Annotated in this window: 26 protein-coding genes, 1 rRNA gene and 1 riboswitch; of the genes, 19 read left to right on the forward strand and 8 right to left on the reverse strand. The window is 71.6% G+C overall.

Going from position 1 to position 26,932, the window contains the following annotated elements; all coding sequences use genetic code 11:
• From rrf to IG86_RS0114170, 11 genes are all read left to right on the forward strand, one after another.
• Positions 1-116 (forward strand): 5S ribosomal RNA (rrf, locus tag IG86_RS0114120).
• Positions 117-243: 127 nt separating this feature from the next.
• A complete protein-coding gene (clsA, locus tag IG86_RS0114125; RefSeq protein ID WP_030658263.1) occupies positions 244-834 on the forward strand; it encodes a cardiolipin synthase ClsA in 591 nt (196 codons plus the stop codon).
• 100 nt (positions 835-934) lie between these two features.
• Positions 935-3,430 (forward strand): mannose-1-phosphate guanyltransferase, encoded by a 2,496-nt coding sequence (locus IG86_RS0114130; protein ID WP_030820421.1) that lies wholly within the window; start codon positions 935-937, stop codon positions 3,428-3,430.
• A 112-nt stretch (positions 3,431-3,542) separates the two neighbouring features.
• On the forward strand, positions 3,543-4,451 hold the full coding sequence (locus IG86_RS0114135; RefSeq protein WP_078848630.1) for a DUF881 domain-containing protein: 909 nt from the start codon (positions 3,543-3,545) through the stop codon (positions 4,449-4,451).
• Positions 4,448-4,780 (forward strand): small basic family protein, encoded by a 333-nt coding sequence (locus IG86_RS0114140; protein ID WP_007262894.1) that lies wholly within the window; start codon positions 4,448-4,450, stop codon positions 4,778-4,780. The genes IG86_RS0114135 and IG86_RS0114140 overlap by 4 nt, the downstream gene beginning before the upstream one ends.
• A gap of 5 nt (positions 4,781-4,785) precedes the next feature.
• Positions 4,786-5,595, forward strand: coding sequence for a DUF881 domain-containing protein (locus IG86_RS0114145; protein ID WP_037848002.1), 810 nt, complete (start codon positions 4,786-4,788; stop codon positions 5,593-5,595).
• 88 nt (positions 5,596-5,683) lie between these two features.
• The gene (locus IG86_RS41175; protein WP_199814504.1) at positions 5,684-6,622 is read left to right on the forward strand and encodes an FHA domain-containing protein; all 939 of its coding nucleotides are present in this window, start codon (positions 5,684-5,686) and stop codon (positions 6,620-6,622) included.
• A 43-nt stretch (positions 6,623-6,665) separates the two neighbouring features.
• Positions 6,666-7,430 carry a transcriptional regulator FtsR gene (gene ftsR, locus IG86_RS0114155; protein ID WP_030820425.1) on the forward strand — a complete coding sequence of 255 codons (765 nt, stop codon included), beginning with the start codon at positions 6,666-6,668 and terminating at the stop codon, positions 7,428-7,430.
• 63 nt (positions 7,431-7,493) lie between these two features.
• Positions 7,494-7,967, forward strand: a complete 474-nt coding sequence (locus IG86_RS0114160) for a bifunctional nuclease family protein (RefSeq protein WP_007262890.1) — start codon at positions 7,494-7,496, stop codon at positions 7,965-7,967.
• Positions 7,968-8,148: 181 nt separating this feature from the next.
• On the forward strand, positions 8,149-8,787 hold the full coding sequence (locus IG86_RS0114165; RefSeq protein WP_030820427.1) for a MerR family transcriptional regulator: 639 nt from the start codon (positions 8,149-8,151) through the stop codon (positions 8,785-8,787).
• 43 nt (positions 8,788-8,830) lie between these two features.
• A complete protein-coding gene (locus tag IG86_RS0114170; protein ID WP_030897065.1) occupies positions 8,831-10,234 on the forward strand; it encodes a DNA polymerase IV in 1,404 nt (467 codons plus the stop codon).
• Positions 10,235-10,274: 40 nt separating this feature from the next.
• Here IG86_RS0114170 and IG86_RS0114175 read toward each other — a convergent pair whose 3' ends face one another.
• Positions 10,275-10,640 carry a PRC-barrel domain-containing protein gene (locus tag IG86_RS0114175; protein ID WP_030658278.1) on the reverse strand — a complete coding sequence of 122 codons (366 nt, stop codon included), beginning with the start codon at positions 10,638-10,640 and terminating at the stop codon, positions 10,275-10,277.
• Positions 10,641-10,752: 112 nt separating this feature from the next.
• Positions 10,753-10,851, forward strand: a riboswitch (glycine riboswitch).
• A gap of 197 nt (positions 10,852-11,048) precedes the next feature.
• On the opposite strand from IG86_RS0114175, the gene gcvP reads away from it, so the two are divergent.
• Positions 11,049-13,934 (forward strand): aminomethyl-transferring glycine dehydrogenase, encoded by a 2,886-nt coding sequence (gene gcvP, locus IG86_RS0114180; RefSeq protein ID WP_030820431.1) that lies wholly within the window; start codon positions 11,049-11,051, stop codon positions 13,932-13,934.
• A gap of 95 nt (positions 13,935-14,029) precedes the next feature.
• Here gcvP and IG86_RS0114185 read toward each other — a convergent pair whose 3' ends face one another.
• Both IG86_RS0114185 and IG86_RS0114190 read right to left on the reverse strand, forming a co-directional pair.
• A complete protein-coding gene (locus tag IG86_RS0114185) occupies positions 14,030-14,218 on the reverse strand; it encodes a DUF5999 family protein (RefSeq protein WP_030009772.1) in 189 nt (62 codons plus the stop codon).
• Positions 14,219-14,479: 261 nt separating this feature from the next.
• Positions 14,480-15,100 carry a hypothetical protein gene (locus IG86_RS0114190; protein ID WP_030897067.1) on the reverse strand — a complete coding sequence of 207 codons (621 nt, stop codon included), beginning with the start codon at positions 15,098-15,100 and terminating at the stop codon, positions 14,480-14,482.
• Positions 15,101-15,593: 493 nt separating this feature from the next.
• Between IG86_RS0114190 and IG86_RS0114195 the strand changes: the two genes are divergently transcribed.
• The 3 genes from IG86_RS0114195 (at position 15,594) to IG86_RS0114205 (ending at position 18,862) form a co-directional block, all read left to right on the forward strand.
• Positions 15,594-17,126 (forward strand): glutamate-cysteine ligase family protein, encoded by a 1,533-nt coding sequence (locus tag IG86_RS0114195; protein ID WP_030820434.1) that lies wholly within the window; start codon positions 15,594-15,596, stop codon positions 17,124-17,126.
• Between the two features lie 94 nt (positions 17,127-17,220).
• On the forward strand, positions 17,221-18,060 hold the full coding sequence (locus IG86_RS0114200; RefSeq protein ID WP_078905900.1) for a CPBP family intramembrane glutamic endopeptidase: 840 nt from the start codon (positions 17,221-17,223) through the stop codon (positions 18,058-18,060).
• A gap of 85 nt (positions 18,061-18,145) precedes the next feature.
• Positions 18,146-18,862, forward strand: coding sequence for a hypothetical protein (locus tag IG86_RS0114205; protein ID WP_030820438.1), 717 nt, complete (start codon positions 18,146-18,148; stop codon positions 18,860-18,862).
• Positions 18,863-18,951: 89 nt separating this feature from the next.
• Here the strand turns inward: IG86_RS0114205 and IG86_RS0114210 are convergent, their stop codons facing one another.
• Positions 18,952-19,773, reverse strand: coding sequence for a PhzF family phenazine biosynthesis protein (locus IG86_RS0114210; RefSeq protein WP_030820440.1), 822 nt, complete (start codon positions 19,771-19,773; stop codon positions 18,952-18,954).
• Positions 19,774-19,956: 183 nt separating this feature from the next.
• Here IG86_RS0114210 and IG86_RS0114215 point away from each other — a divergent pair, with 183 nt between their 5' ends.
• Entirely contained in the window at positions 19,957-20,580 is a 624-nt protein-coding gene (locus IG86_RS0114215) for a PadR family transcriptional regulator (RefSeq protein ID WP_030820442.1), read from the forward strand.
• Positions 20,581-20,617: 37 nt separating this feature from the next.
• Here IG86_RS0114215 and IG86_RS0114220 read toward each other — a convergent pair whose 3' ends face one another.
• A complete protein-coding gene (locus IG86_RS0114220) occupies positions 20,618-21,046 on the reverse strand; it encodes a type II toxin-antitoxin system Rv0910 family toxin (RefSeq protein ID WP_030897071.1) in 429 nt (142 codons plus the stop codon).
• A gap of 182 nt (positions 21,047-21,228) precedes the next feature.
• Between IG86_RS0114220 and IG86_RS0114225 the strand changes: the two genes are divergently transcribed.
• On the forward strand, positions 21,229-22,185 hold the full coding sequence (locus IG86_RS0114225) for an EamA family transporter (protein WP_045937012.1): 957 nt from the start codon (positions 21,229-21,231) through the stop codon (positions 22,183-22,185).
• Positions 22,186-22,344: 159 nt separating this feature from the next.
• Positions 22,345-23,340: a DMT family transporter gene (locus tag IG86_RS0114230; protein ID WP_051785173.1), complete on the forward strand. Its 996-nt coding sequence runs from the start codon at positions 22,345-22,347 to the stop codon at positions 23,338-23,340.
• Here the strand turns inward: IG86_RS0114230 and IG86_RS0114235 are convergent.
• Entirely contained in the window at positions 23,322-24,020 is a 699-nt protein-coding gene (locus IG86_RS0114235) for a pyridoxamine 5'-phosphate oxidase family protein (RefSeq protein ID WP_030820451.1), read from the reverse strand. The genes IG86_RS0114230 and IG86_RS0114235 overlap by 19 nt on opposite strands.
• A 37-nt stretch (positions 24,021-24,057) precedes the next feature.
• Between IG86_RS0114235 and IG86_RS0114240 the strand changes: the two genes are divergently transcribed.
• A complete protein-coding gene (locus IG86_RS0114240) occupies positions 24,058-25,392 on the forward strand; it encodes an aminotransferase class I/II-fold pyridoxal phosphate-dependent enzyme (protein ID WP_030820453.1) in 1,335 nt (444 codons plus the stop codon).
• 127 nt (positions 25,393-25,519) lie between these two features.
• Here the strand turns inward: IG86_RS0114240 and IG86_RS0114245 are convergent, their stop codons facing one another.
• Both IG86_RS0114245 and IG86_RS0114250 read right to left on the reverse strand, forming a co-directional pair.
• A complete protein-coding gene (locus IG86_RS0114245; RefSeq protein WP_030897075.1) occupies positions 25,520-25,798 on the reverse strand; it encodes a hypothetical protein in 279 nt (92 codons plus the stop codon).
• 72 nt (positions 25,799-25,870) lie between these two features.
• Positions 25,871-26,878 (reverse strand): DMT family transporter, encoded by a 1,008-nt coding sequence (locus IG86_RS0114250; RefSeq protein WP_030820457.1) that lies wholly within the window; start codon positions 26,876-26,878, stop codon positions 25,871-25,873.
• Positions 26,879-26,932: the final 54 nt, after the last annotated feature.

A 26,932-nucleotide genomic window follows, 5' to 3' on the forward strand; every position in this document is an offset into this window, starting at 1 on the left:
TCGGTGGTCATAGCGTTAGGGAAACGCCCGGTTACATTCCGAACCCGGAAGCTAAGCCTTTCAGCGCCGATGGTACTGCAGGGGGGACCCTGTGGGAGATTAGGACGCCGCCGAACAATCATTGTGGGAAAGCCCCGCACCTTCTGGTGCGGGGCTTTTCTGCGTTCCGGACACGTGTGTGGTCTCCTGTAGGGTCAGGGGGCATCGAACGACCATTTCTACCGTCACAGTGGAGGCCCCCGGGTGGAGGTCCAGGAGACTCGGGTTCAGACTGACCGAATTTTCACCATTCCCAACATCCTGAGCATGGCTCGCCTCGCCGGCGTGCCCCTGTTCCTGTGGCTGATCCTCGCGGAGTACGACGGGTGGGCCCTGGCCGTCCTCATGCTCAGCGGGATCAGCGACTACCTCGACGGGAAGCTCGCCCGGCGCTGGAATCAGATCAGCAAGCTCGGCCGGCTGCTGGACCCCGCCGCGGACCGGCTCTACATCCTGTCGACGCTGTTCGGTCTGACCTATCGCGAGATCCTGCCGCTGTGGCTCACCGGCGCGCTCCTGGCGCGCGAGCTGATGTTGCTGGTCATGGTGTGGATCCTGCGCCGCCACGGATATCCGCCGCCGCAGGTCAACTTCCTCGGCAAGGCGGCGACCTTCAACCTGATGTACGCCTTCCCGTTGCTCCTGCTCAGTGACGGAAGCGGCTGGTTGGCCTGGTTGGCGTCAGTTTTCGGATGGGCGTTCGCCGGATGGGGTACAACCCTCTATTGGTGGGCAGGAATCCTTTACGTGGTTCAAGTCCGCCGACTGGTGAAGGCTGACGCCACGGCCGATTGAGCCCGCCCGACGCCGGATGACGCGGAGGAGTCGCGAAGTCACCGAACGAGGCGGGTGAGAGTCGGCACGACTGTCATCTCTCAAGGAGGACTCTTCCGACATGAAGGCCGTCGTGATGGCCGGTGGCGAGGGCACACGCCTTCGTCCCATGACCTCGAGCATGCCCAAGCCGCTCCTGCCGGTGGCGAACCGCCCGATCATGGAGCACGTACTCAGGCTGCTCAAGCGGCACGGGCTCAGCGAGACCGTGGTGACCGTGCAGTTCCTGGCGTCGCTCGTCAAGAACTATTTCGGTGACGGCGAAGAGCTCGGTATGGAGCTCACCTATGCCAACGAGGAAAAGCCACTCGGGACCGCCGGCAGCGTGAAGAATGCCGAGGAGGCCTTGAAGGATGACGCCTTCGTCGTCATTTCCGGCGATGCGCTGACCGACTTCGACCTCACCGACCTGATCCGCTTCCACAAGGAGAAGGGCGCACTCGTCACGGTGTGCCTGACCCGGGTCCCGAACCCGCTGGAATTCGGCATCACCATCGTGGACGAGGAAGGCAAGGTCGAGCGCTTCCTGGAGAAGCCGACCTGGGGCCAGGTGTTCTCGGACACCGTCAACACCGGCATCTACGTCATGGAGCCCGAGGTCTTCGACTACGTCGACGCGGACGTCTCCGTCGACTGGTCCAGCGACGTCTTCCCCCAGCTGATGAAGGATGGCAAGCCGATCTACGGCTACGTCGCCGAGGGCTACTGGGAGGACGTGGGCACGCACGAGAGCTACGTCAAGGCGCAGGCCGACGTGCTCGAGGGCAAGGTCCAGATCGACATGGACGGCTTCGAGATCTCGCCGGGCGTATGGGTCGCCGAAGGAGCCGAGGTCAGTCCGGACGCCGTGCTGCGCGGACCCCTCTACATCGGGGACTACGCCAAGATCGAGGCCGGCGTCGAGATCCGCGAGCACACCGTCATCGGGTCGAACGTCGTCGTCAAGACCGGAGCCTTCCTCCACCGGGCCGTCGTCCACGACAACGTGTACATCGGCCCCCACAGCAACCTGCGCGGCTGCGTCATCGGCAAGAACACCGACATCATGCGCGCGGCGCGGATCGAGGACGGGGCCGTCATCGGCGACGAGTGCCTCGTCGGTGAGGAATCGATTGTCCAGGGGAACGTGCGCGTCTACCCCTTCAAGACGATCGAGGCCGGCGCCTTCGTCAACACTTCCGTCATCTGGGAGTCCCGCGGGCAGGCCCACCTCTTCGGTGCGCGCGGAGTCTCCGGGATCCTGAACGTCGAGATCACCCCAGAGCTCGTCGTCCGGCTGGCCGGTGCCTACGCCACCACCCTGAAGAAGGGTGCGATCGTCACCACGGCCCGCGACCACTCCCGCGGCGCCCGAGCGCTCAAGAGGGCCGTGATCTCGGCACTCCAGGCCAGCGCGATCAACGTACGGGACCTGGAGAACGTACCGCTGCCCGTGGCGCGGCAGCAGACCGCGAGAGGCAGCGCCGGCGGGATCGTCCTGCGGACCTCGCCCGGAGTGCCGGACTCCGTCGACATCATGTTCCTCGACGAACGCGGAGCGGACCTCTCGCTCCAGCAGCAGCGCAAGCTGGACCGCGTGTACGCGCGCCAGGAGTACCGGCGGGCGTTCCCCGGCGAAATCGGCGACCTGCAGTTCCCGGGCAGCGTCTTCGACGCCTACACCGGCTCGCTGCTGCGGCGGGTGGACACCACGGGGATCAGTGACGCCGGGCTCAAGGTCGTCGTCGACGCCACCAACGGCAGCGCCGGGCTCGTCATGCCGAGCCTCCTGGGCCGGCTCGGGGTGGACGCCCTGACGATCAACCCCGGTCTCGACGAGTCCAGGCCGACGGAGACCGCCGAGTCCCGGCGCGCCGGCCTGGTGCGGCTGGGCGAGATCGTGGCGTCGGCCCGGGCTGCCTTCGGCGTACGGTTCGACCCGGTCGGCGAGCGGATCTCCCTCGTCGACGAGCGCGGGCGGATCATCGAGGACGACCGGGCCCTGCTGGTCATGCTCGACCTGGTGGCCGCGGAGAAGCGCAGCGGCAAGGTCGCGCTCCCGGTGACCACCACGCGCGTCGCCGAACAGGTGGCCGCCTACCACGGCACCCAGGTGGAGTGGACGACGACCTCGCCGGACGACCTGACCCGGGTCGGTCGGGCCGAGACCACCATCTTCGGCGGAGACGGCCGGGGCGGATTCATCGTTCCGGAGTTCAGCAGCGTCTTCGACGGCTCGGCGGCGTTCGTGCAGCTGCTCGGCCTGGTGGCGCGTACCCAGCTCACGCTGAGCCAGATCGACGCCCGGATTCCGCGGGCGCACGTGCTCAAGCGGGACGTGCCGACGCCGTGGGCGGTGAAGGGGCTCGTCATGCGGCGGGTCGTGGAAGCGGCCGGAGACCGGCAGGTGGACACCACCGACGGGGTGCGGGTGGTCGAGGCCGACGGCCGGTGGGCGCTGGTCCTGCCGGACCCGGCGGAGGCCGTGACGCACCTGTGGGCCGAGGGCCCCGACGACGCCTCCGCGCAGGCACTGCTCGACGAATGGGCGGCCGTGGTGGACGGCGCCGGGCACTGACTGCCGGGCGTGCGCTGACGTAGGGCGGAAGTCCGGTGGGCCGCGGCGGGGGGAATCCCGCCCCGGCCCACCGGATGGACGCATTGGGTGTGTACGGCGCCGACATGCGACGATGTGCGGCATGTCGCAGCCGCCCCACAACCGGACTCCGGCGTCTTCTGTGCCAGCGCGCCCGGACGCCTCCATGTCGCTGCTGACGCACGTGATGGACCACAGCCTCGACGAGGGCTACGCGGAGGCGACGGCCCGGCGCGAAGCGGACGGTACGGCCGGCCTGCCCCGTACCCTCAAGGCAAAACTGGGGCTCGCCGCCGGTCTCGTGATCACCGCGATGGTCGTCACGCTCGGTGCCGCCGAGGCGCGCGTGGACGCTCCGGTGCTCGCGAAGGAGCGCCAGGAACTGATCGACCGGGTGCAGCGCGCCGACGAGCGCGCCGACGCCCTGGAGCAGAACATCGACCGGCTGCGGACCGATGTCGCCGCACGTCAGCGCGCGGCCCTCAAGCAGCCCGGCGGGAGCCAGGGCGAGCTGGTGTCGCTGCTCTCCGGAGCCACCGAGGTCCGCGGGCCCGGGATCAAGCTGGTCGTGGACGACGCGAAGGGCTCCTCCACCGGCGAGGGCGGCAAACCGCGCGAGAGCAGCGGCTTCTCGGACACCGGCCGGCTCCGCGACCGTGACATGCAGAAGATCGTCAACGGGCTGTGGCAGTCCGGCGCCGAGGCGATCTCGATCAACGGGCAGCGGTTGACGGAGCTGTCGGCGATCAGGGCCGCGGGTGACGCGATACTGGTCGACAACCGGCCGCTGGTGCCGCCGTACGAAGTGCTGGCGGTGGGGGACAAGAAGCGGCTCGGCCCGGCCTTCCAGGATTCGGCGGACGGCCAGTACCTGCACGTGCTGCAGGAGAGCTACGGGATCCGCTACACGCTGTCCCCGGCCGACGACCTCCGGCTGCCGCCCGCAGCGAGCCTGATCGTACGTACAGCCACAGCAGCAGAGCAGCAGAAGGGTGCATCGTGATCGCGGTACTGGGCCTCTTGGCCGGAGTGGTGGTCGGACTTCTGGTCCGGCCCGAGGTACCGGCCGTGGTGGAGCCTTATCTGCCCATCGCCGTGGTGGCGGCGCTGGACGCGGTGTTCGGGGGCCTGCGCGCCATGCTGGACGGCATCTTCGTGGACAAGGTCTTCGTGGTGTCGTTCCTGTCGAACGTCGTCGTGGCCGCGCTGATCGTTTTCCTCGGCGACAAGCTGGGCGTCGGTTCGCAGCTGTCCACCGGTGTGGTCGTCGTCCTCGGCATCCGCATCTTCTCCAACGCCGCGGCCATCCGCCGGCACGTGTTCCGGGCGTGATGGGGATGAGTGCGAACGACACCCCGCCCGAGGAACCGAACGTCCCGGAACAGCCTCTTGAAGAGGGAAAGACACAGGTCGAGCCGGTCACCGAGGAGACCGGCCGGCAGCGGCTCGCCGCCGGTCTGTGGCCGCCGCGGGTGAGCAGGGCCCAACTGATCGTCGCGCTGCTGCTGTTCGTCCTGGGGCTGGGGCTGGCCATCCAGGTCCGTTCCAACAGCGACTCCAGCGCGCTGCGCGGGGCCCGGCAGGAGGACCTCGTCCGCATCCTCGACGAGCTCGACGGCCGGACCAAGCGGCTGGAGGACGAGAAGCAGCGGCTGGAGGACCAGCGGCGGGAGCTGGAGAGCAGCTCCAACCAGGCGGAGGAGGCCCGCAAGCAGACCGTGGAGAAGGAGCGTCAACTGGGCATCCTGGCCGGTACCGTGGCAGCACAGGGACCGGGCATCACGCTCAAGATCACTGATCCCACCGGGCAGGTGCAGTCCGACCAGCTGCTGGACACCCTCCAGGAGCTGCGGGCCGCCGGGGCCGAGGCGATCCAGATCAACGGGGTGCGCATCGTGGCAGGCTCGTACTTCTCGGACGAGAACGGCGGTGTCGGGATCGACGGCAAGAAGATCACACAACCCTATGAGTTCAGGGTGATCGGCAAGCCGCAGGATCTGGAGCCCGCGCTCAACATCCCCGGCGGTGTCGTCCAGACGCTGGAGAAGGAGCAGGCCACGGTCGCCGTCACACGGTCGGCGAAGATCATTGTGGACGCCTTGCGGGCTGCGAAGCAGCCTGACTACGCTCGGTCGTCATCGGGGTGAAGATGAAGCGGAGTGGAGGGTGGAGCGGCGCACGCGGGCTGATGCCTGCGGGGGGTCGCCGCACCGAAGTTGCGGTGCGTGGTGGAAACTGTCTGGTGGTTACGGACGTTGTGAGAATGTCCGGGTCGGCAGGTGTCTGCATTCGGAGTTCGTCCTGCCCCACGGGCGGGTCTGTTTCAGTCAAGGGGAATCGCCCGTGAAGTTGTTTGAGAAGTTGTTCGGCAAGAAGAACCGCGAGGAGAGCGGCGCGGCCAGGCACCGTGCCGGCGGCGCGGAAGGGCAGGGTGACCGGCCGCTGTTCCGCGACGAGGTCGCCGGTGCGGGTGAGGTTCCGGGTGCCCCCGGCGCGTCGTCTGTTGACCCTGCCGGTACCGGCCGCATAGGTTTCGGTGAACCATCAACCTCTAGTGCGGGTGGAGGGTTTGCCCCCGACCCGTATGCCACCAATGCCTCCGCGGGGCAGCCGCGGCGCGAGGAGCCGTCCATGTCGGCCGAGCAGGTTTGCAGCAGGTGCGGACACCGCAGCGATGCGGCCAGCCGGTTCTGCTCCAACTGCGGCGCGCCGCTGCGGGCGGGCCTGACGCCGGAGCGTGCCTCGGAGACCACGTCCACCATCTCGATCTCGGGCCTGGAGGCCTACGAGGCCGAGGTGTCGGGACAGACGCACGTGTCGTCCTCGCTGTCCCCCGAGGCCCAGGCCGCGGTGGAGGCGCTGCCGCCCGGTGCCGCCCTGCTCATCGTGCGGCGCGGCCCCAACTCCGGTAGCCGCTTCCTGCTGGACGGCGAGCTGACCACGGCCGGCCGGCACCCGCAGAGCGACATCTTCCTGGACGACGTCACCGTCTCCCGGCGGCATGTCGAGTTCCGCAGGAGCCAGGACGGCGGCTTCACCGTGGCCGATGTCGGCAGCCTCAACGGCACGTACGTCAACCGTGAGCCGATCGACTCCGTAGCCCTGCACAACGGCGACGAGGTGCAGATCGGCAAGTACCGGCTGGTCTTCTACGCGAGCCTGCGGGGCGTCTGACCCTCCCCCGGACCCGGTCCGGGGGCACCCGAGGGAAGGTCCCATGCTGCGCAATCCGACAGGCGGTGCCGGCAACGGCTCCGCCGGCTCGGCCGGGCGGCTGGTGAGCATCGGCACGGTGCTCACCACGCTGCGTGACGAGTTCCCCGAAGTCACGATCTCGAAGATCCGTTTTCTGGAGGCGGAGGGGCTGGTCGAGCCCCGGCGCACACCTTCCGGATACCGCAAGTTCAGCACGGAGGACGTGGAGCGCCTCGCCCGCATCCTGCGCCTGCAGCGTGACCACTACCTGCCGCTGAAGGTCATCCGGGAGCAGCTCGACGCGCTCGCCCGCGGTGAGCAGATCCGCATCCCTGCGCCCACGGCGAACGGCGAAGCCGCCGATCCGTCCGATCCCGCCGCCGCCGTCTACGGCGAGGTGGGGCAGGAGCGGCCTCCTGTGGCCCGTGTGGGGCGGGCGGAGCTCCTCGCGGCCGTCGGCGTGGACGAGGACCAGCTGGTCGAGTGGGAGTCGTACGGGCTGCTCGCCGAGACGCCGGGCGGCGGCTTCGACGCCGACGCGGTCACGGTGGCCCGGCTCGTGGCCGACCTGGGCCGTTTCGGGCTGGAGCCGCGGCACCTGCGCGCCATGAAGGCGGCCGCCGACCGCGAGGCCGGCCTGGTGGAGCAGGTCGTGGCCCCGCTGCGCCGGCACCGCAACCCGCAGACCAGGGCCCATGCGGAGGCCACGATGAAGGAGCTCGCGGGGCTCTCCGTACGGCTGCACGAGGCCCTGGTGCAGACCGCTCTCGGCGTCCGGTTGCGCTGAGCGCGCCGGTCGGGGTGGAGCCCCGACTACCCAAACCTGCCGAGCAGGTCCTAGGGTTGCTGTGTGAACGAGCTCGACGTTGTGGGTGTCCGGGTGGAAATGCCCTCCAACCAACCGATCGTGCTCCTGCGTGAAGTGGGAGGCGACCGGTACCTCCCCATCTGGATCGGTCCTGGGGAGGCTACGGCCATTGCCTTTGCCCAGCAGGGAATGGCCCCTGCCCGGCCGCTGACGCACGACCTCTTCAAGGACGTGCTGGAGGCGGTCGGTGAGGAGCTCACCGAGGTCCGGATCACGGATCTGCGGGAGGGCGTCTTCTACGCGGAGCTCGTCTTCGCCAGCGGGGTCGAGGTGAGTGCGCGGCCGTCGGACGCCATAGCCCTCGCCCTGCGGACGGGTACGCCGATCTACGGCAGTGACGGCGTGCTGGACGACGCCGGAATCGCCATCCCGGACGAGCAGGAGGACGAGGTGGAGAAGTTCCGCGAGTTCCTCGACCAGATCTCACCCGAGGACTTCGGCACCGGCCCGCAGTGAGGTGCCGGCCGCGTGATCCACGGTCAGGCTCCAGCCCATTCGAGTAGCCTTTCCCCGCGAACGGACACGGGAAACCACTCTCAGGGTGATTATCACTCGGCGTGCCGAGTGTGGCGATCGTTGACGCACCCCTGGTGACTGCCTACCTTCGAGGTGGGCAGGTCAAGGACGGAGGGTCGGCGTGAGGATCACGGGCGACGGTACGACCGGGGGCACCCCCGTACGGAGTGACACCGGGCCGTACCCGCTGCACGGTGCTGCGGTCGGATCCGCGCGCCGTCAGCCGGAGTCGACGCCGGTCCAGCCGGTGGGCGGGGACCCCGCGCCCGAGGAGATCGGCTACCGCGGGCCGACGGCGTGCGCCGCCGCCGGCATCACCTACCGACAGCTCGACTACTGGGCCCGCACCGGGCTGGTGGAGCCCAGTGTGCGGGCCGCGTACGGGTCGGGGACGCAGCGCCTCTACAGCTTCCGCGACGTTGTGGTCCTCAAGATCGTCAAGCGCTTCCTGGACACCGGTGTCGCGCTGCAGAACATCCGCACGGCCGTGCAGCACCTGCACGACCGCGAACTCGCGGACCTCGAGCGGATGACGCTGATGAGCGACGGCGCCACGGTGTACGAGTGCACCTCGCCGGACCAGGTCGTGAGCCTCCTCCAGGGCGGGCAGGGCGTCTTCGGCATCGCCGTGGGCGTGGTGTGGCGCGACGTGCAGAGCGCGCTGGCGCAGCTGCACGGGGAGCGGGTGGACACCGGCGAGACCCTGGTCGGGCACAACCCGACGGACGAACTGGCGGCCCGCCGCAACCGCGCCGTCTGACCGGGGCTCCGGGGTGTCAGTGGCGTAGGGCAGCATCGGTGCTGTGAGAGCCGCTCCGACCATCCTGCACCTGGACATGGACGCCTTCTACGCCTCCGTCGAGCAGGCGTCGAAGCCGAGCCTGCGCGGCAAGGCCGTCATCGTCGGCGGGCTCGGACCGCGCGGGGTCGTCGCCACCGCCTCGTACGAGGCCAGGCGGTTCGGGGTGCACTCGGCGATGCCGATGGGCCAGGCCCGCAGGCTCTGTCCGAACGGCGCCTACCTGATCCCGCGCTTCACGCTCTACCGGCAGGTCAGCGACATCGTGATGGCCATGCTCCGGGAGCTGTCGCCGCTGGTCGAGCCGCTCAGCCTGGACGAGGCCTTCGTGGACCTGGAGGCGGGAGGCGTCGCCTTCGACTCGGACTCCGCCCGGGCCACGGGCGAGCGGCTGCGGGCCGACATCAGGGCCGCCACGGGGCTCAGCGGGTCCGTCGGGCTGGCGGGGTCGAAGATGCTGGCCAAGGTGGCCTCCGAGGAGGCCAAGCCGGCCGGGCTGCTGCTGATCGAGCCCGGGACCGAGCGGGAACTGCTCGCACCGATGTCCGTACGGACCCTGCCAGGGGTGGGACCGGCCACGGGGGAACACCTGCGCCGCGCCGGGATCACCACGGTGGGGGAGCTGGCGGAGGCCGGCGAGGACGAGCTGGTCCGGATGGTGGGGCGCGCGCACGGCGCGGGGCTGTACCGGATGGCACTGGGGCTGGACGACCGGCCGGTGGTCGCCGAGCGGGACGCGAAGTCGGTGTCGGTCGAGGACACCTTCGACGTGGACCTCCACGACCGGGTGCGGATCCGGGGCGAGGTGCAGCGGCTGGCGGACCGGTGCGTGCGGCGGCTGCGGGGCTCGGGGCACTCCGGGCGCACGATCGTGCTCAAGGTGCGGCGCTACGACTTCTCCACGCTGACGCGGTCCGAGACGCTGCGCGGGCCCACGGACGATCCGGCCGTCGTGCGCGAGGCCGCCGCGCGGCTGCTGGAGGCGGTGGACACCACGGGCGGGGTGCGACTGCTGGGGGTGGGGGTGACGGGGCTGGCGGACTACACGCAGGAGGACCTCTTCGCGCAGTCGTCCGCAGCGGAGGCGGAGGCGGAGGCGGCAGAGCACGAGGACGACGGTGCGGGCGGTGCGGCGGAGCCGGAGGCGACCGTCGGGGGCGCGGGGCCTTCGGAGGGGCCGGAGCGGTCCGCCGAGCCGCAGGAGGCTCCGGAGCGCCGCTGGACGGCCGGGAGCGACGTACGGCACGTCCTGTACGGGCCGGGGTGGGTGCAGGGCAGCGGGGTCGGGCGGGTGACCGTGCGGTTCGAGCAGCCCGGATCGGAGCCCGGCCGGGTGCGGACCTTCCGGGTGGACGACCCGGATCTGGCGCCGTCCGACCCGTTGCCGCTGGTGGGGGACCTTTCGTAGGAGGGGGCGCTACACCGGGGCGCAGCCCTCGTCGTGGAGCTCAGCCCTCGTCGCCCGCCAGGCGGCCGAAGTCGCGGTGGAAGTCGGACGGAAGGGTCGTGTCCAGGCCGTAGTGGTGGTAAAGCTGGAGTTCCTGCTCGGGAGACAGGTGGCGGCCGACGCCGAAATCCGGTGCGTCCTTGATGAGGGAGCGTTCGAAGGGCACCCGCAGGGTCTCGCCGACCATCTCGCTCGGCTCCAGCGGGACGAAGGCGTCCCGGCTGAACAGGCCGGTGCGGACGGCAGCCCATTCCGGGACACCTGTGGCATCGTCGAGGTAGACCTCGTCGATGGTGCCGATCTTGGCACCGTTGCGGTCGAACGCCTTGCGGCCGATCAGGCTGCGCGGATCGATGTCGGTCTGCACGGTCCCTCCAAATGGTCGCAACTGCTCCGTAATGACTACAGAAGTGCATTTCCCCACAGGAGGCCACTCGGGGAGCCCCTTGAACCCCGCTGGTAGTCTGGATGACGGCTGTCGACCCTGTGCGGGAGAGTCCTCCGAATGAGCAAGGCGGAGGCGCCGAAGGAGCAAATCCTCCCCGGAATCTCTCAGGCATACGTACCGCACGGACGAGGCCACTCTGGAAAGCAGGGGCGGTACCGGGCGCGCAGTGCCGGTCCTTCCCCTCACCGACGGTGAAAGCCGGATGCCCGCGGGAGACCCCTGTGGCGTCCGGTGAAACTCTCAGGTTGAGATGACAGAGGGGGAGGCCGTCCGGGTGCCCGCGCCGTGGTGCCCCTCGCAGGTCATATGACCAGGAGGCCTCCGTACATGACCGCCAACCGCATTCCGCTCTCCCAGCTGGAGCGAGGCATCCCCTTCGAACAGCGCCACATCGGCCCGGATGCCGAGGCGCAGGCGAAGATGCTCGCCCACGTGGGCTACGGCTCCCTGGACGAACTGACCGCCGCCGCGGTCCCGGATGTGATCAAGACCGCCGACGCGCTCGACCTGCCCGAGGCGCGGACCGAGGCCGAGGTGCTCGCCGAGCTCCGCTCGCTCGCCGACCGCAACCAGGTCCTCACCTCCATGATCGGTCTCGGCTACTACGGGACCTTCACCCCGCCGGTGATCCTCCGCAACGTCATGGAGAACCCGGCCTGGTACACGGCGTACACGCCCTACCAGCCGGAGATCTCGCAGGGCCGCCTCGAGGCCCTCCTGAACTTCCAGACCGTCGTCGCCGACCTCACCGGCCTGCCGACCTCGGGCGCCTCGCTGCTCGACGAGGGCACCGCGGCCGCCGAGGCCATGACCCTGGCCCGCCGCGTGGGCAAGGTCAAGGGCAACGTCTTCCTCGTCGACGCCGACGCCCTGCCGCAGACCGTCGCCGTCATCGAGACCCGGGCCGAGCCGATCGGCATCGAGGTCGTCGTCGCGGACCTCTCCGACGGCATCCCCGCCGAGATCGCCGAGCGCGGCGTCTACGGCGTCCTGATCCAGTACCCGGGTGCCTCCGGCGCCGTCCGGGACATCAAGCCGGTCATCGACCAGGCGCACGAGCTCGGTGCCATCGTCACCGTCTCGGCCGACCTGCTCGCCCTGACCCTGCTGAAGTCCCCGGGCGCCCTGGGCGCGGACATCGCGGTGGGCACCACCCAGCGCTTCGGCGTCCCGATGGGCTTCGGCGGACCGCACGCCGGCTACATGGCCGTCCAGGACAAGCACGCCCGCTCGCTGCCCGGCCGCCTCGTCGGCGTCTCGGTGGACGCGGACGGCAACAAGGCCTACCGCCTGGCGCTGCAGACCCGTGAGCAGCACATCCGCCGCGAGAAGGCGACCAGCAACATCTGCACCGCGCAGGTCCTGCTCGCCGTCATGGCCGGCATGTACGCCGTCTACCACGGCCCGGACGGCCTGCGCACGATCGCCGGCCGCACCCACCGCTACGCGACGCTGCTCGCGGCCGGTCTGCGGGCCGGCGGGGTGGAGACCGTGCACGGCTCCTACTTCGACACGATCACGGTGCGCGTCCCGGGCCGCGCTGCCGAGGTCGTCGCCGCCGCCCGCGAGGGCGGGGTCAACCTCCACCGGGTCGACGCCGACCTCGTCTCCATCAGCTGCGACGAGACCACCCTGCGCGCCGACATCGAGGCCGTCTGGGCCGCCTTCGGCGTCACCGCGGACATTGAGGCGCTCGACGAGAGCGCGGCGGACACCCTCCCCGAGGGCCTGCTGCGCTCGGACGCGTACCTGACGCACCCGGTCTTCCACCAGCACCGCTCCGAGACCGCGATGCTGCGCTACCTGCGCAAGCTCTCGGACAAGGACTACGCGCTCGACCGCGGCATGATCCCGCTGGGCTCCTGCACCATGAAGCTCAACGCGACCACCGAGATGGAGCCGGTGACCTGGCCCGAGTTCGGCCAGCTGCACCCCTTCGCCCCGGTGGAGCAGGCCGAGGGCTACCTCACGCTCATCAACGAGCTGGAGGAACGACTCTGCGAGGTCACCGGCTACGACAAGGTCTCCATCCAGCCGAACGCCGGCTCGCAGGGTGAGCTCGCCGGCCTGCTGGCCGTGCGCGCCTACCACCGTGCGAACGGCGACGAGCAGCGCACCATCTGCCTCATCCCGTCCTCCGCGCACGGCACCAACGCCGCCAGCGCCGTCATGGCCGGCATGAAGGTCGTCGTCGTCAAGACCGCCGACGACGGCGAGGTGGATGCGGACGACCTGCGCGCCAAGATCGAGCAGCACCGCGACGAGCTCGCCGTGCTGATGATCACCTACCCGTCCACGCACGGTGTGTTCGAGGAGCACGTCGCCGACATCTGCGCCCAGGTCCACGAGGCCGGCGGCCAGGTCTACGTCGACGGCGCCAACCTCAACGCCCTGGTGGGCCTGGCCAAGCCGGGTCACTTCGGCGGTGACGTCTCGCACCTGAACCTGCACAAGACCTTCTGCATCCCGCACGGCGGCGGCGGTCCGGGCGTCGGCCCGGTCGGTGTCCGGGCGCACCTGGCCCCCTTCCTGCCGAACCACCCGCTGCAGCCGACCGCCGGCCCGGAGACGGGCGTCGGCCCGATCTCCGCCGCGCCGTGGGGCTCCGCCGGCATCCTGCCGATCTCCTGGTCGTACGTGCGCCTCATGGGCGGCGAGGGCCTCAAGCGCGCCACCCAGGTGGCGGTGCTCGGCGCCAACTACATCGCCAAGCGCCTGGAGCCGCACTACCCGGTGCTCTACACCGGCCCGGGCAACCTGGTCGCGCACGAGTGCATCATCGACCTGCGCCCGCTGTCGAAGGCCACGGGCGTCAGTGTGGACGACATCGCCAAGCGCCTGATCGACTACGGCTTCCACGCGCCGACGATGTCCTTCCCGGTCGCCGGAACCCTCATGATCGAGCCGACGGAGTCCGAGGACCTCACCGAGATCGACCGCTTCTGCGACGCGATGATCGCCATCCGCGCCGAGATCGAGCGGGTCGCGGGCGGCGAGTGGCCGGCCGACGACAACCCGCTCGCCAACGCCCCGCACACCGCGGCGGCGCTGGGCGGCGAGTGGAACCACCCGTACACCCGCGACGAGGCCGTCTTCCCGGGCGGGGTCACGGCCGCCGAGAAGTACTGGCCGCCGGTGCGCCGCATCGACGGTGCGTTCGGCGACCGCAACCTGGTGTGCTCCTGCCCGCCGCTCGACGAGTACGACAACTGAGGCACCCCGCCTTTGACGTCCGTCGTATGACATGACGAAGGGGCCGGCCCGGGAGACTCTCCCGGGCCGGCCCCTTCGTCATGGGACCTCGTCGTCTAGGCAGCCGCGAGCGGGCGGTGCGGGGCGATGATCTGCCCGTCCGGCAGCAGCTCACCGGTGTCCTCGAAGAGCAGGACGCCGTTGCACAGCAGGCTCCAGCCCTGCTCCGGGTGATTGGCCACCGGGCGCGCGGCCTCCCGGTCGGCGGATTCGGCAGACGGGCAGGCTGGCTGGTGCTGGCACATGGATGCGTTCTTTCGCTGCGGTGTGGTCTGTGTGCTACGGCTCGATACCTGGTTCATGGCCGTCCCCCTGGGTCATCCCCGCAGCCGCGGGGCGCTTGCCATCAGTGTTCCCCCACGACAGCTGCTTCGCAGGGATTTCCCGGCAGCTGTCCTCATGGATTGATGACGCATCACTCGTGCGGGCGGTTCAGGCCAACTCCCCTGTCATTTCGGATGGTTCGCGGGTGGCCCGGGCGGGCTAGGCCGAATGGGTCAATCGGGTCAGGCGGCGGGCGCGGCCAGTGACGGCGGGACCGGTGCCGTCGCGGGAGTGAGCCGATGGGTCAGCACGGGCAGGAGTTCGGAGACCGGATGCGGCCGGTACGCGGCGATCCCGGGCGGGGCCGGGGCCAGCGGCACCAGCAGGTCCTCGCCGGCGGGCAGCCCGGCGGAGGCGTCCGCACCCACCGCCCCGTGCAGCCACAGCGTCAGCATGTAGAGCTCCGGTACGGAGAGCAGCCGGGGCTGGTAGCCGGTGGCGAGCAGTTCGGCCTGGCGCAGCGCCCGCTCGGTGGCGGCGACGTAGGGACCCTCGAAGAAGTGGGAGAAGGCCCAGCCGTCGGGCGTCAGCCGGGTGTCCGCCGCCGCGACGTGGCGGTCCCCGCTGCGGATCAGGAACCGCCATCCGACGAGCCGCGTACGGGGCGGCCGGCCGGCGGACGCCAGGTCCGAGAGGTTCAGCCGGTCCAGGACGTGGACCGGGAGGGGCAGCTCGGCGGTCAGCGGCCCCTGGATCGCGCGCAGGGACGGGGTGTGCGCCTCGTGGACGGCGGTGGGGGAACCGAGTGCCGCGAGGACGCTGCGCAGGGCGGGTGCGGGAGCCGGGGGGACATGCAGCGGCATGGTGGGTCGCCTCTCACTTGGGAGACCTGGATCGGGGGCAGGTGCGGGACGGCGCTGTCGCATTCTGGGGCCAGAGGGGGGCCGAGGGGCAATGGCCGCGCGCCAACTCTCTGCCTCGTTTGCGGAGTTTATACGACATGTGTTCACGCAGTGTTTCGGCTAGCTGTCCCGCCTATTGCCGACAAGGCGCTTACCGGTCCCGCTGACATGGCATTCATGCCGGATGCGCGCGAACGTGCCGCGCTGACCTCGGAGGTTACCGGAAGGGGGCTCGGCTGGAAAGCACCTGTTTTCCGGGACGGGCAAATGCCACGCGGAATTTGCATGGAACGACTTGCCGGATGAATGTGCCGAAGCGCCCATCGGCCAACCCGGCGCGCGCTCCTCGCCACGCACGCCCCCGCCGCGTTATGGATCACGCTGCCGGGGCATCATCGACCGTAACGCGCGCCTGGGTGCCCCGAGCCAGGCCCACTCGAGGAGGGACGCTTCGATGGGGGAGAAGGTCGTGGCGGGCGGATTCGACCTGTCCGATCGGCAGCGGTATCGAAGGAAACTCCACGAGTGTCTGGAGGGACTGGAGCGACTTCTGGCGGAGAAGAGGTTCGATCGCCCGAAGAACATGATGGGGCTGGAGATCGAGTTGAATCTCGCGGGAACCGACGGGATGCCGCGAATGGTGAATGCCCAGGTGCTGGAGCGGATTGCCAGCCCCGATTTCCAGACCGAACTGGGAATGTTCAATCTGGAGGTGAACGTCCTGCCGCACCGGCTCGGCGGCCGGGTATTCGACCAGCTCGCCGAGGAACTCAGCGCGGGCCTCGGCTACGCCCACCGGCAGGCCGCGGGGATCGACGCCGGAGTGGTGATGATCGGCATCCTGCCGACGCTCTCCCGCGCGGACCTCGTCGCCGGCAACCTCTCGGCGGTGGACCGCTACTCCCTGCTGAACGAGCAGATCCTGATGATGCGCGGGGAGGACTTCACGCTCGACATCGACGGCGTCGAGCGGCTGATCTGGACCTCCGGGTCGATCGTGCCCGAGGCCGCCTGCACCTCCGTACAGCTGCACCTGCAGGTGACGCCCGCCCGGTTCTCCGCCGTGTGGAACGCGGCGCAGGCCGTGACCGCGGCGCAGATAGCCGTCGGCGCCAACTCGCCCTTCCTGTTCGGGCGCGAGCTGTGGCGGGAGTCGCGGCCGCCGCTGTTCACGCAGGCCACCGACACCCGGCCGCCGGAGCTGCAGGCCCAGGGCGTGCGGCCGCGCACCTGGTTCGGGGAGCGTTGGGTGGACTCGGCGTACGAGCTCTTCGCCGAGAACGTCCGCTACTTCCCCTCCCTGCTGCCGATCTGCGACGAGGAGGAGCCCCTGCGGGTGCTGGCCGAGGGCGGGGTGCCGAGCCTGCAGGAGCTGGTCCTGCACAACGGCACCGTCTACCGCTGGAACCGGCCCGTGTACGGGGTGGCGGACGGAGTGCCGCACCTGCGGGTGGAGAACCGGGTGCTGCCGGCCGGGCCGACGGTCACCGACGTCGTCGCGAACGCCGCCTTCTACTACGGGCTCGTCCGCACCCTCGCGGACGAGCCGCGCCCGGTGTGGACCCGGCTGCCCTTCGCCGAGGCGGAGGCGAACTTCGACGCGGCCTGTCGGTACGGGATCGACGCGCGGCTGCGGTGGCCGCGCCGGGGCCGGGCCGGCGGCCTGGTCAGCGTGCCGGCGGTACGGCTGGTCCTGGACGAGCTGCTGCCCATGGCGGCGGCGGGCCTGGACGCCTGGGGCATCGAGCCTGCGGACCGGGACCACTACCTCGGCATCATCGAGGAGCGCTGCCGGCGACGGGTGAACGGCGCGACCTGGCAGGTGGACACCTACCACCGGGCGCTCGCCGCGGGGCTGGAGCGGGACGAGGCCCTGGCCGCGACCACCCGGCGCTACAGCGAGCTCATGCACAAGGGCGACCCCGTGCACACCTGGCCCGTGGGGCTGACGGAGGAGGTGAGCGCGGCGGTGCCCGTCGTGCGCTGAGTGCCCCGCCGCGCCCGGCGCCCTCCCGTGACCGCCCGACCGCGCTCCCCGTGACCTCGCCTCGGTGATCCGCCCGCCCGGCCGACGAGGCAGTATGGGGTGGTCGCAACGGGATGGCAGGACGGAGTCGGGCGTGCGGGCTGAGCCGGAGCCGGTGTTCGTGGAGCTGGGCGAGGACGGGCGGCGGGACCTCCTGCGCACCGAGACCCTGCTCGTCCTGGCGCTGTCGCTGGGGGCGAGCGGGGTCTCGGCCCTGATCAGCTTCATCGGCTCGCTGACCAAGCCGGGCGGTCTGAAGGACCAGGCCGCCACCCTCAACGGCTCCTACGCCCCCGGCCGGCCCTGGCTGGACCTGGCCTGGCAGCTGTTCGGCATCGCGAGCGCGCTGGTCCCCGTACTGCTGGTGGCGCACCTGCTGACCCGGGAGGGCGCGCCGGGGCTGCGGGTGCTGGGCTTCGACCGGACCCGGCCGCTGTGGGACCTGGGCCGCGGCGCCCTCGTCGCGGCGGGGATCGGGAGCGCCGGCCTGGCCTTCTACCTGGGGGCGCGGGCCGCCGGCTTCAACCTCACGGTGGTGCCGGAGGCCCTGCCCGACGTGTGGTGGAAGTTCCCCGTGCTGATCCTCTCCGCGTTCCAGAACGCGGTCGTGGAAGAGGTCATCGTGCTGGCCTACCTGCTGCGCCGGCTCGGCCAGCTGGGCTGGTCGCCGATGGCGGCGCTGGCCGCCAGCTCGCTGCTGCGCGGCTCCTACCACCTGTACCAGGGCATCGGCGGCTTCATCGGCAACGTGGTGATGGGCGTCGTCTTCGTGCTGGCCTACCGCCGCTGGGGACGGGTCGGGCCGCTCGTCGCCGCGCACGCGCTGCTCGACATCGTGGCCTTCGGCGGGTACGCCCTGCTCGCGGGCAAGGTGGGCTGGCTGCCCACGCCCTGACGCGGCGGTGCACCCGATCGGCCCCGCACGGCGGGGCCGCGGGCCGCGGCGGTGCGACGCTGGGGGGAGTGAGGAGGCGCGCGCTGTGGCCGTCATGGACTCCCTGGTGCCGTTCGCCCCGTTCCTGGTGCCCGTGGTCAGCGGCCTGGTGGGCGGGGCCAGCCTCCTCATCCGGGACCGCCGCGAGGCGCGCAGCGCCGACCACCACTACCGCAGGCGGCTGGAGAAGGCCCAGCAGGAGATCCAGTTCATCACCGGCTGGATCCAGGCCAAGGAGCTGGCCCCGACCGACGGCCCGGCCCCCGAGCCGGAACCGGGACGCTGGCTGGACGACCTCTACGCGTCGGTGCGCCGAGCCAAGGCGGACACGGGCGGCCGGCACCGGACGGGACCCGTCTCGTTGCGGCGCCTGCTGCTGCTCGGCGAGCTGTCCGGCCCGGCGAGGAGCATGCGGGTCGCGTACTGGGTCGCCCTGGTCCTGTTCAACGCGACGCTCGCGTGGTCGGTGAACGCCCTCGTCTCCGGGGTACCGGGCTTCATGCACGACGAGGGCGTCCCCGAGTCCGAGGAGATCGGCTCCTACCTGGGCGTGGCGCTGACCTTCTTCGTGATCTCGGCCGTCCTGTGGCTGTGGACGGTCCACCTGGGCAAGGCGGAGCCGGAGCAGGTCTACCGCAAGCGCATCGACTCGGACGCCTGGCGGGAGAACGAGCGGAAGCGACGCGGCGCGGCCGAAGCCGAGGCGCGGTCGAAGGCGGCCCGCCGGCAGCGCGGCGGGCGGCGGGGCCGGCCCGCGGGCTGACCCGCCCCGGCCCCCGTGCCCGCCCCCGCCCGCCGCCGCGCCGGTGCCCGCGCCCCGGTCCTTACGCCGCGCCACACCTGCCGTGCGGTTCACGGGGAGGTGAGGAGCTCCCCGTCGACGACGGTGACGGCGTGCCCGGTCAGCAGGGTGCGGTCGCCCGCCAGGGTCACCCGTACCAGCCCCTGCCGGGCGCCGCCCTGGAGGCCGGTCAGTTCGGTGCGGCCCAGGCGCTGCGCCCAGAACGGCGCGAGCGCGGTGTGGGCGCTGCCGGTGACCGGGTCCTCGTCGATCCCGAAGGCGGGGAAGAAGCCGCGGGAGACGAAGTCGTACCCGCGGGAGGGGTCCTCGGCCGCGGCGGTGACGATCACCCCCCGCTTGGCGAAGGCGCGCAGGGCGCCGTGGTCCGGCTCCAGCTCGCGGACGGTCTTCTCGTCGGCGAGTTCGATGACGAGGTCGCCGATGTGCGCGGCGGTGTCGTGGACGGAGAGGATCGGCGCTCCGCCGAGCGCGTGGTCCACGGCGGGCGGCGCCGGGACCGGGGTCAGCGAGGACGTCGGGAAGTCCATCGTGATCGTGCCGTCCGCGGCGGTCTCAGCCGTGAGGACGCCGCAGCGGGCGGAGAAGCGGATCAGCCCCTCGGCGAGGCCGGCGGTGGCCAGCACGTGCGCCGTGGCGAGCGTGGCGTGACCGCACATGTCGACCTCGGCGGCCGGGGTGAACCAGCGCAGCGCCCAGTCGGCGTCCCCGCCGGGCGGCAGGGGGTGGGCGAAGGCGGTCTCGGAGAGGTTCACCTCGGACGCCACCTGCTGGAGCCAGGCGTCCGGGGGGAATCCGCCCTCGAGGAGCAGGACTCCGGCGGGGTTGCCGTGGAAGGGGCGGTCGGTGAAGGCGTCGACGATTCGGATGCGCATGGACCGACGGTAGGACCGTTTCTTGATCGTCGACAAAGGCCAATCCGGGGTGACTGGCCTTGTTCGAGACTGTTCGGTGAAATAGTTTCCGATATATCGTTGACGCATCGCGATCGCTCATCGATAGTGGATGCATCGGAGCACCGATGAAACGGACACGAGAGTGACGAGAGGAGCGCAGGCATGCGTTCACACGGACAGCACGGACAGCACGGCCACGGGCACGACCACGGACGGGGCCACGGCCACTGCGGGCCGGACCGTCGGGAGGGATTCCAGGGATTCCGCGCGGCCTTCGGCCCGTTCGGACCGCCCTTCGGCGCGGGGCCCTTCGGGGGTCGAGGCGGCCGCGGCGGACCGCGGGGGCGGGCCCGGCGGGGTGACGTACGCGCCTCGATCCTGGCGCTGCTCGCCGACCGGCCCATGCACGGCTACGAGATGATCCAGGAGATCGGCGAGCGCAGCGGCGGGGCTTGGAAGCCCAGCCCGGGCTCGGTCTACCCGACCCTGAGCCTGCTGGAGGACGAGGGGCTCATCAGCAGCGAGAGCGAGGGCGGCAAGAAGCTGTTCACGCTCACCGAGGCGGGCCGCGCCGAGGCGGAAGCCGGACCGGACGCCCCCTGGGCCGACGCCGGGCGGGGCTTCGACTTCGAGGCGATGCACGAGGTCCGGCAGGCCGGCGCGGGCCTGATGGAGGCCTTCGGACAGGTCTTCAGGACCGGCTCGCCGGAGCAGCGGGATAAGGCGCTCGCAGTGCTCAACGACGCCCGCAAGAAGCTCTACCTGATCCTGGCCGACGAGCACTGAGCCCGGACGGCCCCCGTACGGGTGGGCGCGGGTGTGGTCAGGCGACCAGGCCGGCGAGCTTGCGCAGCGATTCGTTCAGCGCGGCGGTGGCCGAGTCCTTCAGCTTGCCCGCCATCAGGGAGACGGCCGCCCCGGTGAACTCGCCGTCGATGCGGACGGTGGTGGCGCCGCCGTCGGGGGTCAGCGTGTAGCGGGTCAGGACGGCGACGCCCATCGGGCCCTTGCCGGTGATGGCGAAGAGGCGTTCGTCCTCCAGCTCGGAGACGGTCCACACGACCTCGGCCGGGAAGCCCATCATCTTCATGTTCTCGGCGAAGGTCGATCCGACGGCCAGGGTCCGGGGGCCGCCCTGCGGGAAGTTCGTGTGGGTCATGCTCCACTGCCCGTACGCGTCCCAGTCCGTCAGCTGGGACCAGAGCTTCGCGGCGGGCGCCTCGATGCGTGATTCCGCGGTGACTTCGGCCATGCGACCACCCCTTCTCGTCGGATACGTGCGCGGAAGGTAGCCCCGGCGGCCGGAACATTCAATACTGACGACCTGTCAGATCTGGTGGGGGTCCGGGGGTGCTCCGAGGGACGTGATCTCAGGTGTGTCTCAACAGGTGTCACCGCAGTGACGCTCCTGACCGGTCCTGTCATGATGGCCGGATGCAAGCGTCAGGGAAAAACGCCGGACTGGGCCTCGCCCTCGTCTCGGCGTTCGCGTTCGGTGGTTCCGGAGTGGCTGCGAAGCCGCTGATCGAGGCGGGTCTGGACCCCCTCCACATGGTCTGGCTCAGGGTGGCCGGCGCAGCGCTGGTGCTGTCCCCGCTGGCCTGGCGCCATCGCGACCTCCTCCTGCGCAGGCCCGCGCTGCTCGCCGGCTTCGGTCTGGTGGCCGTCGCCGGTGTGCAGGCCTTCTACTTCGCCTCCCTGTCCCGGATCCCGGTCGGCGTGGCCCTGCTGCTGGAGTACTTGGGCCCGGCGCTGCTGCTCGGTTACATCCGCTTCGTGCAGCGCAAGCCCGTGACGCGGGGGGCCGCCGCGGGCGCGGCCGTGGCCGTCGTCGGCCTGGCCTGCGTGGTCGAGATCTGGGCCGGGCTGAGCCTGGACCTGCTCGGCGTGCTCTTCGGTCTCGCGGCGGCCTGCTGCCAGGCCTTCTACTTCGTCTTCGCCGACCAGGGCGCCGACGGCGAGGACGCCCCCGACCCGCTCGGGGTGATCGCCTACGGGATGCTCATCGGCGCCCTGGTGATGACGGTGATCGCCCGGCCGTGGGAGATCGACTGGCAGGTGCTGGGCGGCGATGCCTCGGTGGGCGGCACCATGGTGGCCGCGCCGGTGCTGCTCGGCTGGGTCGTGCTTGTCGCGACCGTCTTCGCGTACGTCACCGGTGTGGTCTCCGTGCGCAGGCTCTCGCCCCAGGTCGCGGGCGTGGTGGCCTTCCTGGAGGCCGTCGTGGCCACCGTGCTGGCCTGGATCCTGCTCGGCGAGCACCTCTCGACCTGGCAGATCGTCGGAGGGGCGCTGGTGCTGGGCGGTGCGTTCATCGCGCAGTCCTCCCGGCCGGCCCCGCAGCCCGCGGCCGAACCGGCTCCGGTGGACCGCGAACCGACGAGGGCCTAGGGTGACCGGCATGCATTCGACCGTGCTTCCGCCTCCCGCGTCCTAGCGGGCGGCGCCCCACGATGACGGCCAGGCCCGGGGAGTCCCCGGGCGGGCCGGTGCTGCCCGCGAAGCGATGACCGGATCCACTCATCCTTCACGCACGCACGGAGAACACACGTGTCGAACCATTCGCCCGCTGCCGGGCGCAGTCTGCTGTACCTCGTCGTCGCCGGAGCCGCCTGGGGCACCGCCGGGGCGGCCGCCTCCCTCCTCTTCCTGGCCAGTGACCTCGGCCCCCTCGCCCTGTCGTTCTGGCGGTGCGCGGGCGGGCTCGTGGTGCTGCTCGGGGTGCTCGCCGTCCGGCGCAGCCGCCCCGGGCGGGCTCGGGCTTCCGCGGTCTCGCAGTCCGCGGGCTCCCTCATCGTGACCGGACTGCTGTTCACCGTCTTCCAGGCCGCCTACTTCGCCGCCGTGCGCGAGACCGGGCTGGCCGTGGGCACCGTCGTCACCCTCGGCGCCGGACCCGTGCTCATCGCGCTCGGCGCGCGCTCCTGGATGGGCGAACGCCTCGGCCGCGGCGGCGTGGTCGCCGTCGTGGGTGCGCTCGGCGGGCTCGCCGTCCTGGTCCTGGGCAGCGGGGGCGCCGAGGTGCGCCCGATCGGCGTCGGCTGGGCGCTGCTGTCGGCGGCCGGGTACGCGGGGATGACCCTGCGGGCCCGCCGGCTCGGGCGGCTCGGCGCGGGCGGGGACCCGCTGGTGACCACCGCCTGGTCCGTCGCGGTGGGCGCGGTCTGCCTGCTGCCCCTCGCCGCGGCGGAAGGGCTGCTGCCGCACACCGCCGAACTGGGGCGGGTGCTCTGGCTGCTGCTGTACGTCGCCACCGTGCCGACGGCGCTGGCGTACGCGCTCTACTTCACCGGCGCCGCGGCCGTCCGTGCCGCGACCGTGTCGGTGATCATGCTGATCGAGCCGGTGAGCGCGGCGGCGATCGCCGTCCTCGTGCTCGGGGAGCGGCTGACCGGCGCCGTGGTGCTGGGCACCGTACTGCTCCTGGCGGCGGTCGGTGCGCTGATCACCGCCGAGTCCCGCCGTCCGGCGGGCCGGCCCGCGGGGCCGGCCGAGCCCACCGGACCCGCCGCCGGGCGGCCGGTTCCTCAGAGCGCGGTGAGGTAGTCCGGGACGGCGATGCCGGGGTCCAGGTCCGCGGCGGGCACGGGGGTCCCGTACACCCTGCCGACCGGGACCACGCCCGCCCAGTGCGGCAGGCCCAGGTCCTCGGCGTCGTCGTTCGACGGTCCGGTACGGAGCTTCGCGGACACTTCGTCCAGGTCCACCCGGATCACCGCGGTGGCGGCGAGCTCCTTGGCGTTGGCCGGGCGTACGTCACCGGAGCGGCCCGGGGCGACGGCGTCGATCATGGCGTCCAGCGCCGTCCGGCACTCGTCCTCGTCGGTCACCTGGCGGGCGGTGCCGTGGACGACCACCGAGCGGTAGTTGAGCGAGTGGTGGAAGGCCGAGCGCGCCAGCACCAGGCCGTCGACGTGGGTGACGGTGACGCACACGGGCAGGCCCGGGTCGGTGCGGCCGGCCGCGAGCAGCGGGCGGGATCCGGTGGAGCCGTGCATGTAGAGCGCTTCCCCGACCCGGGCGAACAGCGTCGGCAGGACCACCGGCGCGCCGTCGCGGACGAAGCCGAGGTGGCAGATGTAGGCCTCGTCGAGTATCGCGTGCACCGTGTCGCGGTCGTAGCGCGCCCGCTCGCGGGAGCGGGTGGGGACCGTGCGGTCGGTGGGCTCGTAAGCACCGGTCGTCCCGGTGCTCTGCGTCGTCTCCGTGGCAGGCGTGGCGGTCATGGTGCAGACTCCATTGCACTAGTGCATAATATGGTTTGTGCTAGGAGAGTATCGGATTACAGGGCGCCGCACATCTGAAATCGCGGCCAGTGTCGAAGCGGGCGTGGCATCGGGGGAGCTGCCGCCCGGATCGCTGCTGCCGCCGATGCGGGAGCTGGCGGGTGTGCTGGGCGTCAACCCCAACACCGTGGCGGCCGCCTACAGGACACTGCGCGAGCGCGGGGTCATCGAAACGGACGGGCGGCGCGGGAGCCGGGTGCGCTCGCGCCCGTCGAGCACCCCGCGGGACGCGCTGCGGATGGCGGTGCCGGCCGGCGTACGGGACATCGCGCAGGGCAATCCGGACGTGTCGCTGCTCCCGCCGCTCGGCGGGGCGCTGGCGGCCGCCGCCGGCCGCCACGAGCGGGAGCCCACCCTCTACGGGGCGGACCCGGTCGCGCCCGACCTGGCGCGGATCGCCCGCGCCGACTTCGACGCCGACGGGGTACCGCCCGGGCCGGTCGCGGTGACCTCGGGTGCGCTGGACGCGATCGAACGGGTCCTGACCGCCCACCTGAGGCCCGGGGACGCGGTGGCGGTCGAGGACCCGGGCTGGGGCGGCGCGCTCGACCTGATCCCCGCACTCGGGCTGCGGACACTGCCGGTGGCGGTGGACGACGACGGCCCCCGGGCCGACGCCGTCGCCCGGGCCCTCGACGCCGGGGCGCGCGCACTGGTGGTCACCTCGCGGGCGCAGAACCCGACCGGCGCGGCGGTGAGCGCGCAGCGGGCGGCCGAGCTGCGCGAACTGCTCGCGCGGCACCCCGGGGTGCTGCTCGTCGAGGACGACCACGGAAACGGGATCGTCGACCTGCCGTTGCACCCGCTGGGCGGGGTGACCCGGCACTGGGTGCTGATCCGGTCCACGGCCAAGGCGTACGGGCCGGACCTGCGGCTCGCCGTGATGACGGGCGACGAGGTGACCCTGGACCGGGTCCGCGGACGCCAGCGGCTGGGCCCGGGGTGGGTGAGCCGGCTGCTCCAGTACGCGGTGGCGGAGCTGTGGACCTCGCACGCCGTGGACCGGGCGGCGGTCGCGCGGGCCTACGCGGAGCGGCGGGACGCGCTCGTGGAGGCCCTGCGGGAGCGGGGGGTACGGGCGCACGGGCGGAGCGGGCTGAACGTGTGGGTGCCGGTGGCCGACGAGACGGTGGTGGTCACGAGGCTGCTCGCCGCGGGGTGGGGGGTGGCCGCCGGGGCCGTCTTCCGGGTCGAGGCGGGACCGGGGGTGCGGCTGACGGTGTCCCAGCTGGAGGTCGCGGAGGTACCGGTGCTGGCCGACGCCGTGGCCGCGGCGGTCCGGCCGGGCGTGGCGGGCGGACGCGGCGACTGACCGCGGGTCCCGTCCGCCGGCGCGCCGGGTGCGCCCCGGGGAGCCGCGCGGCGCCGGCCCGGTGGTCCTGCCGACGGGACCACCGGGCCGGCGCGGCGGTCCCCTCCGTCGGCGCGGGGCGGACCGGTCAGGCGGCGAGTTCCAGCAGGCCCTTCACGGTGAGGGCGATTCCGCAGAGGGCCACCGCCGCGCCCAGGCACCGGAACACCGTGCGGGACAGCGGCGACGGGCGCGTCATGAGGATCGGTGCCGGCTCCAGGCTGCCGCGGTCGAGCCTGTCCCGCAGCGCGTTGGCGTCGGCCCGCCGTTCCAGCGCCACCGCCGAGCCGCGGACGTCGAACGCCACCAGGGCGCCCCCCGTCGTCGAGATGAGGCCGCAGGCCAGGAGGAAGACGCCGATGCCCATGTAGTGCTCCCCGGGGAAGTGTGATCGTCAGAAGGTCCGTCCGGGACACTAGGGGACGGTCCCCGGCCTTCCTCAAGCAGGCTTGCGGGCCGCGGCGCGGGTCTGGGTGAGGGCGGCGCCCGCCAGGACGATCGCGGCGCCGACCGGGGTGTTCCAGTGCAGCTGCTCGCCGAGGACCAGCACGCCCGCCGTGGTGGCGATGACGGGGATGAAGTAGGTGACCATCTGGGCGGTGGTCGGGCCGACCTCCGTCACCAGGCCGTACTGCATCTGCAGGGCCATGCCGGTGCCGAGGGCGCCCAACGCGACCACCGACAGGGTCGGCCAGAGCGGGAACGAGGTCGGGGCCGAGGTGAACAGGGCGCTGACCAGCGCGAGCTGGAGGGTGGAGACCATGAGCTGGCCGCCGGTCAGGGCCACCGGGGAGCCGGGGGTGCCGGCCAGCGTACGGCGGACGTAGATCCAGCCGACCGGGTAGCAGAGCGAGGCCAGCAGGGCGAACGCGGTGCCCTTGGCGTCGACGCCGGAGAAGCCGTTCCAGGCGCCGAGCACGGTCAGCACGCCGAGGAAGCCCAGGCCCAGGCCGGCGAAACGGCGGCGCGTCGGGCGGTCCTCGGACAGGGCGACGAGCGACAGCGCCATGCCCCACAGGGGGGACGTGGCGTTGCAGATGCCGGCCAGGCTGGAGGGGATGCTCAGCTCCGCGTACGCGAAGAGGGAGAACGGCGCGGTGTTGAGCAGGAGCGCCGCCACGGTGAGGTGCCCCCAGGTGCGCAGGCCCCGGGGGAGCGGCTCACGGCGGACCAGGAGCACGGCGAGGAGGGCGAGCGCACCGAACAGGACCCGGCCCAGGGCCACCTGGAAGGGTGCGAACGCCTCGGTGCCCACCTTGATCAGCAGGAAGCTGAAGCCCCAGATCACGGAGAGGATCGCGAACCGCACCCGCCAGTCGAGGAGGCCGCGCCGACGACTGGTCGTGGTCGTGGTCGTGGCCGCGGTCGGCGTGGTCGTGGCCGTCGCCGACGCCGTCGCCGGGGAAGAGGCCGCAAGGGTCGGCCGGGGGGTTGCGGGTGCGCTCATACCCCTTACTGTGCTCGTATCAACTTCGTAGGACAAGCGAGAGTTTCTCGGCGT

Source organism: Streptomyces virginiae, from assembly GCF_000720455.1.
GTDB classification, from domain to species: domain Bacteria; phylum Actinomycetota; class Actinomycetes; order Streptomycetales; family Streptomycetaceae; genus Streptomyces; species Streptomyces virginiae.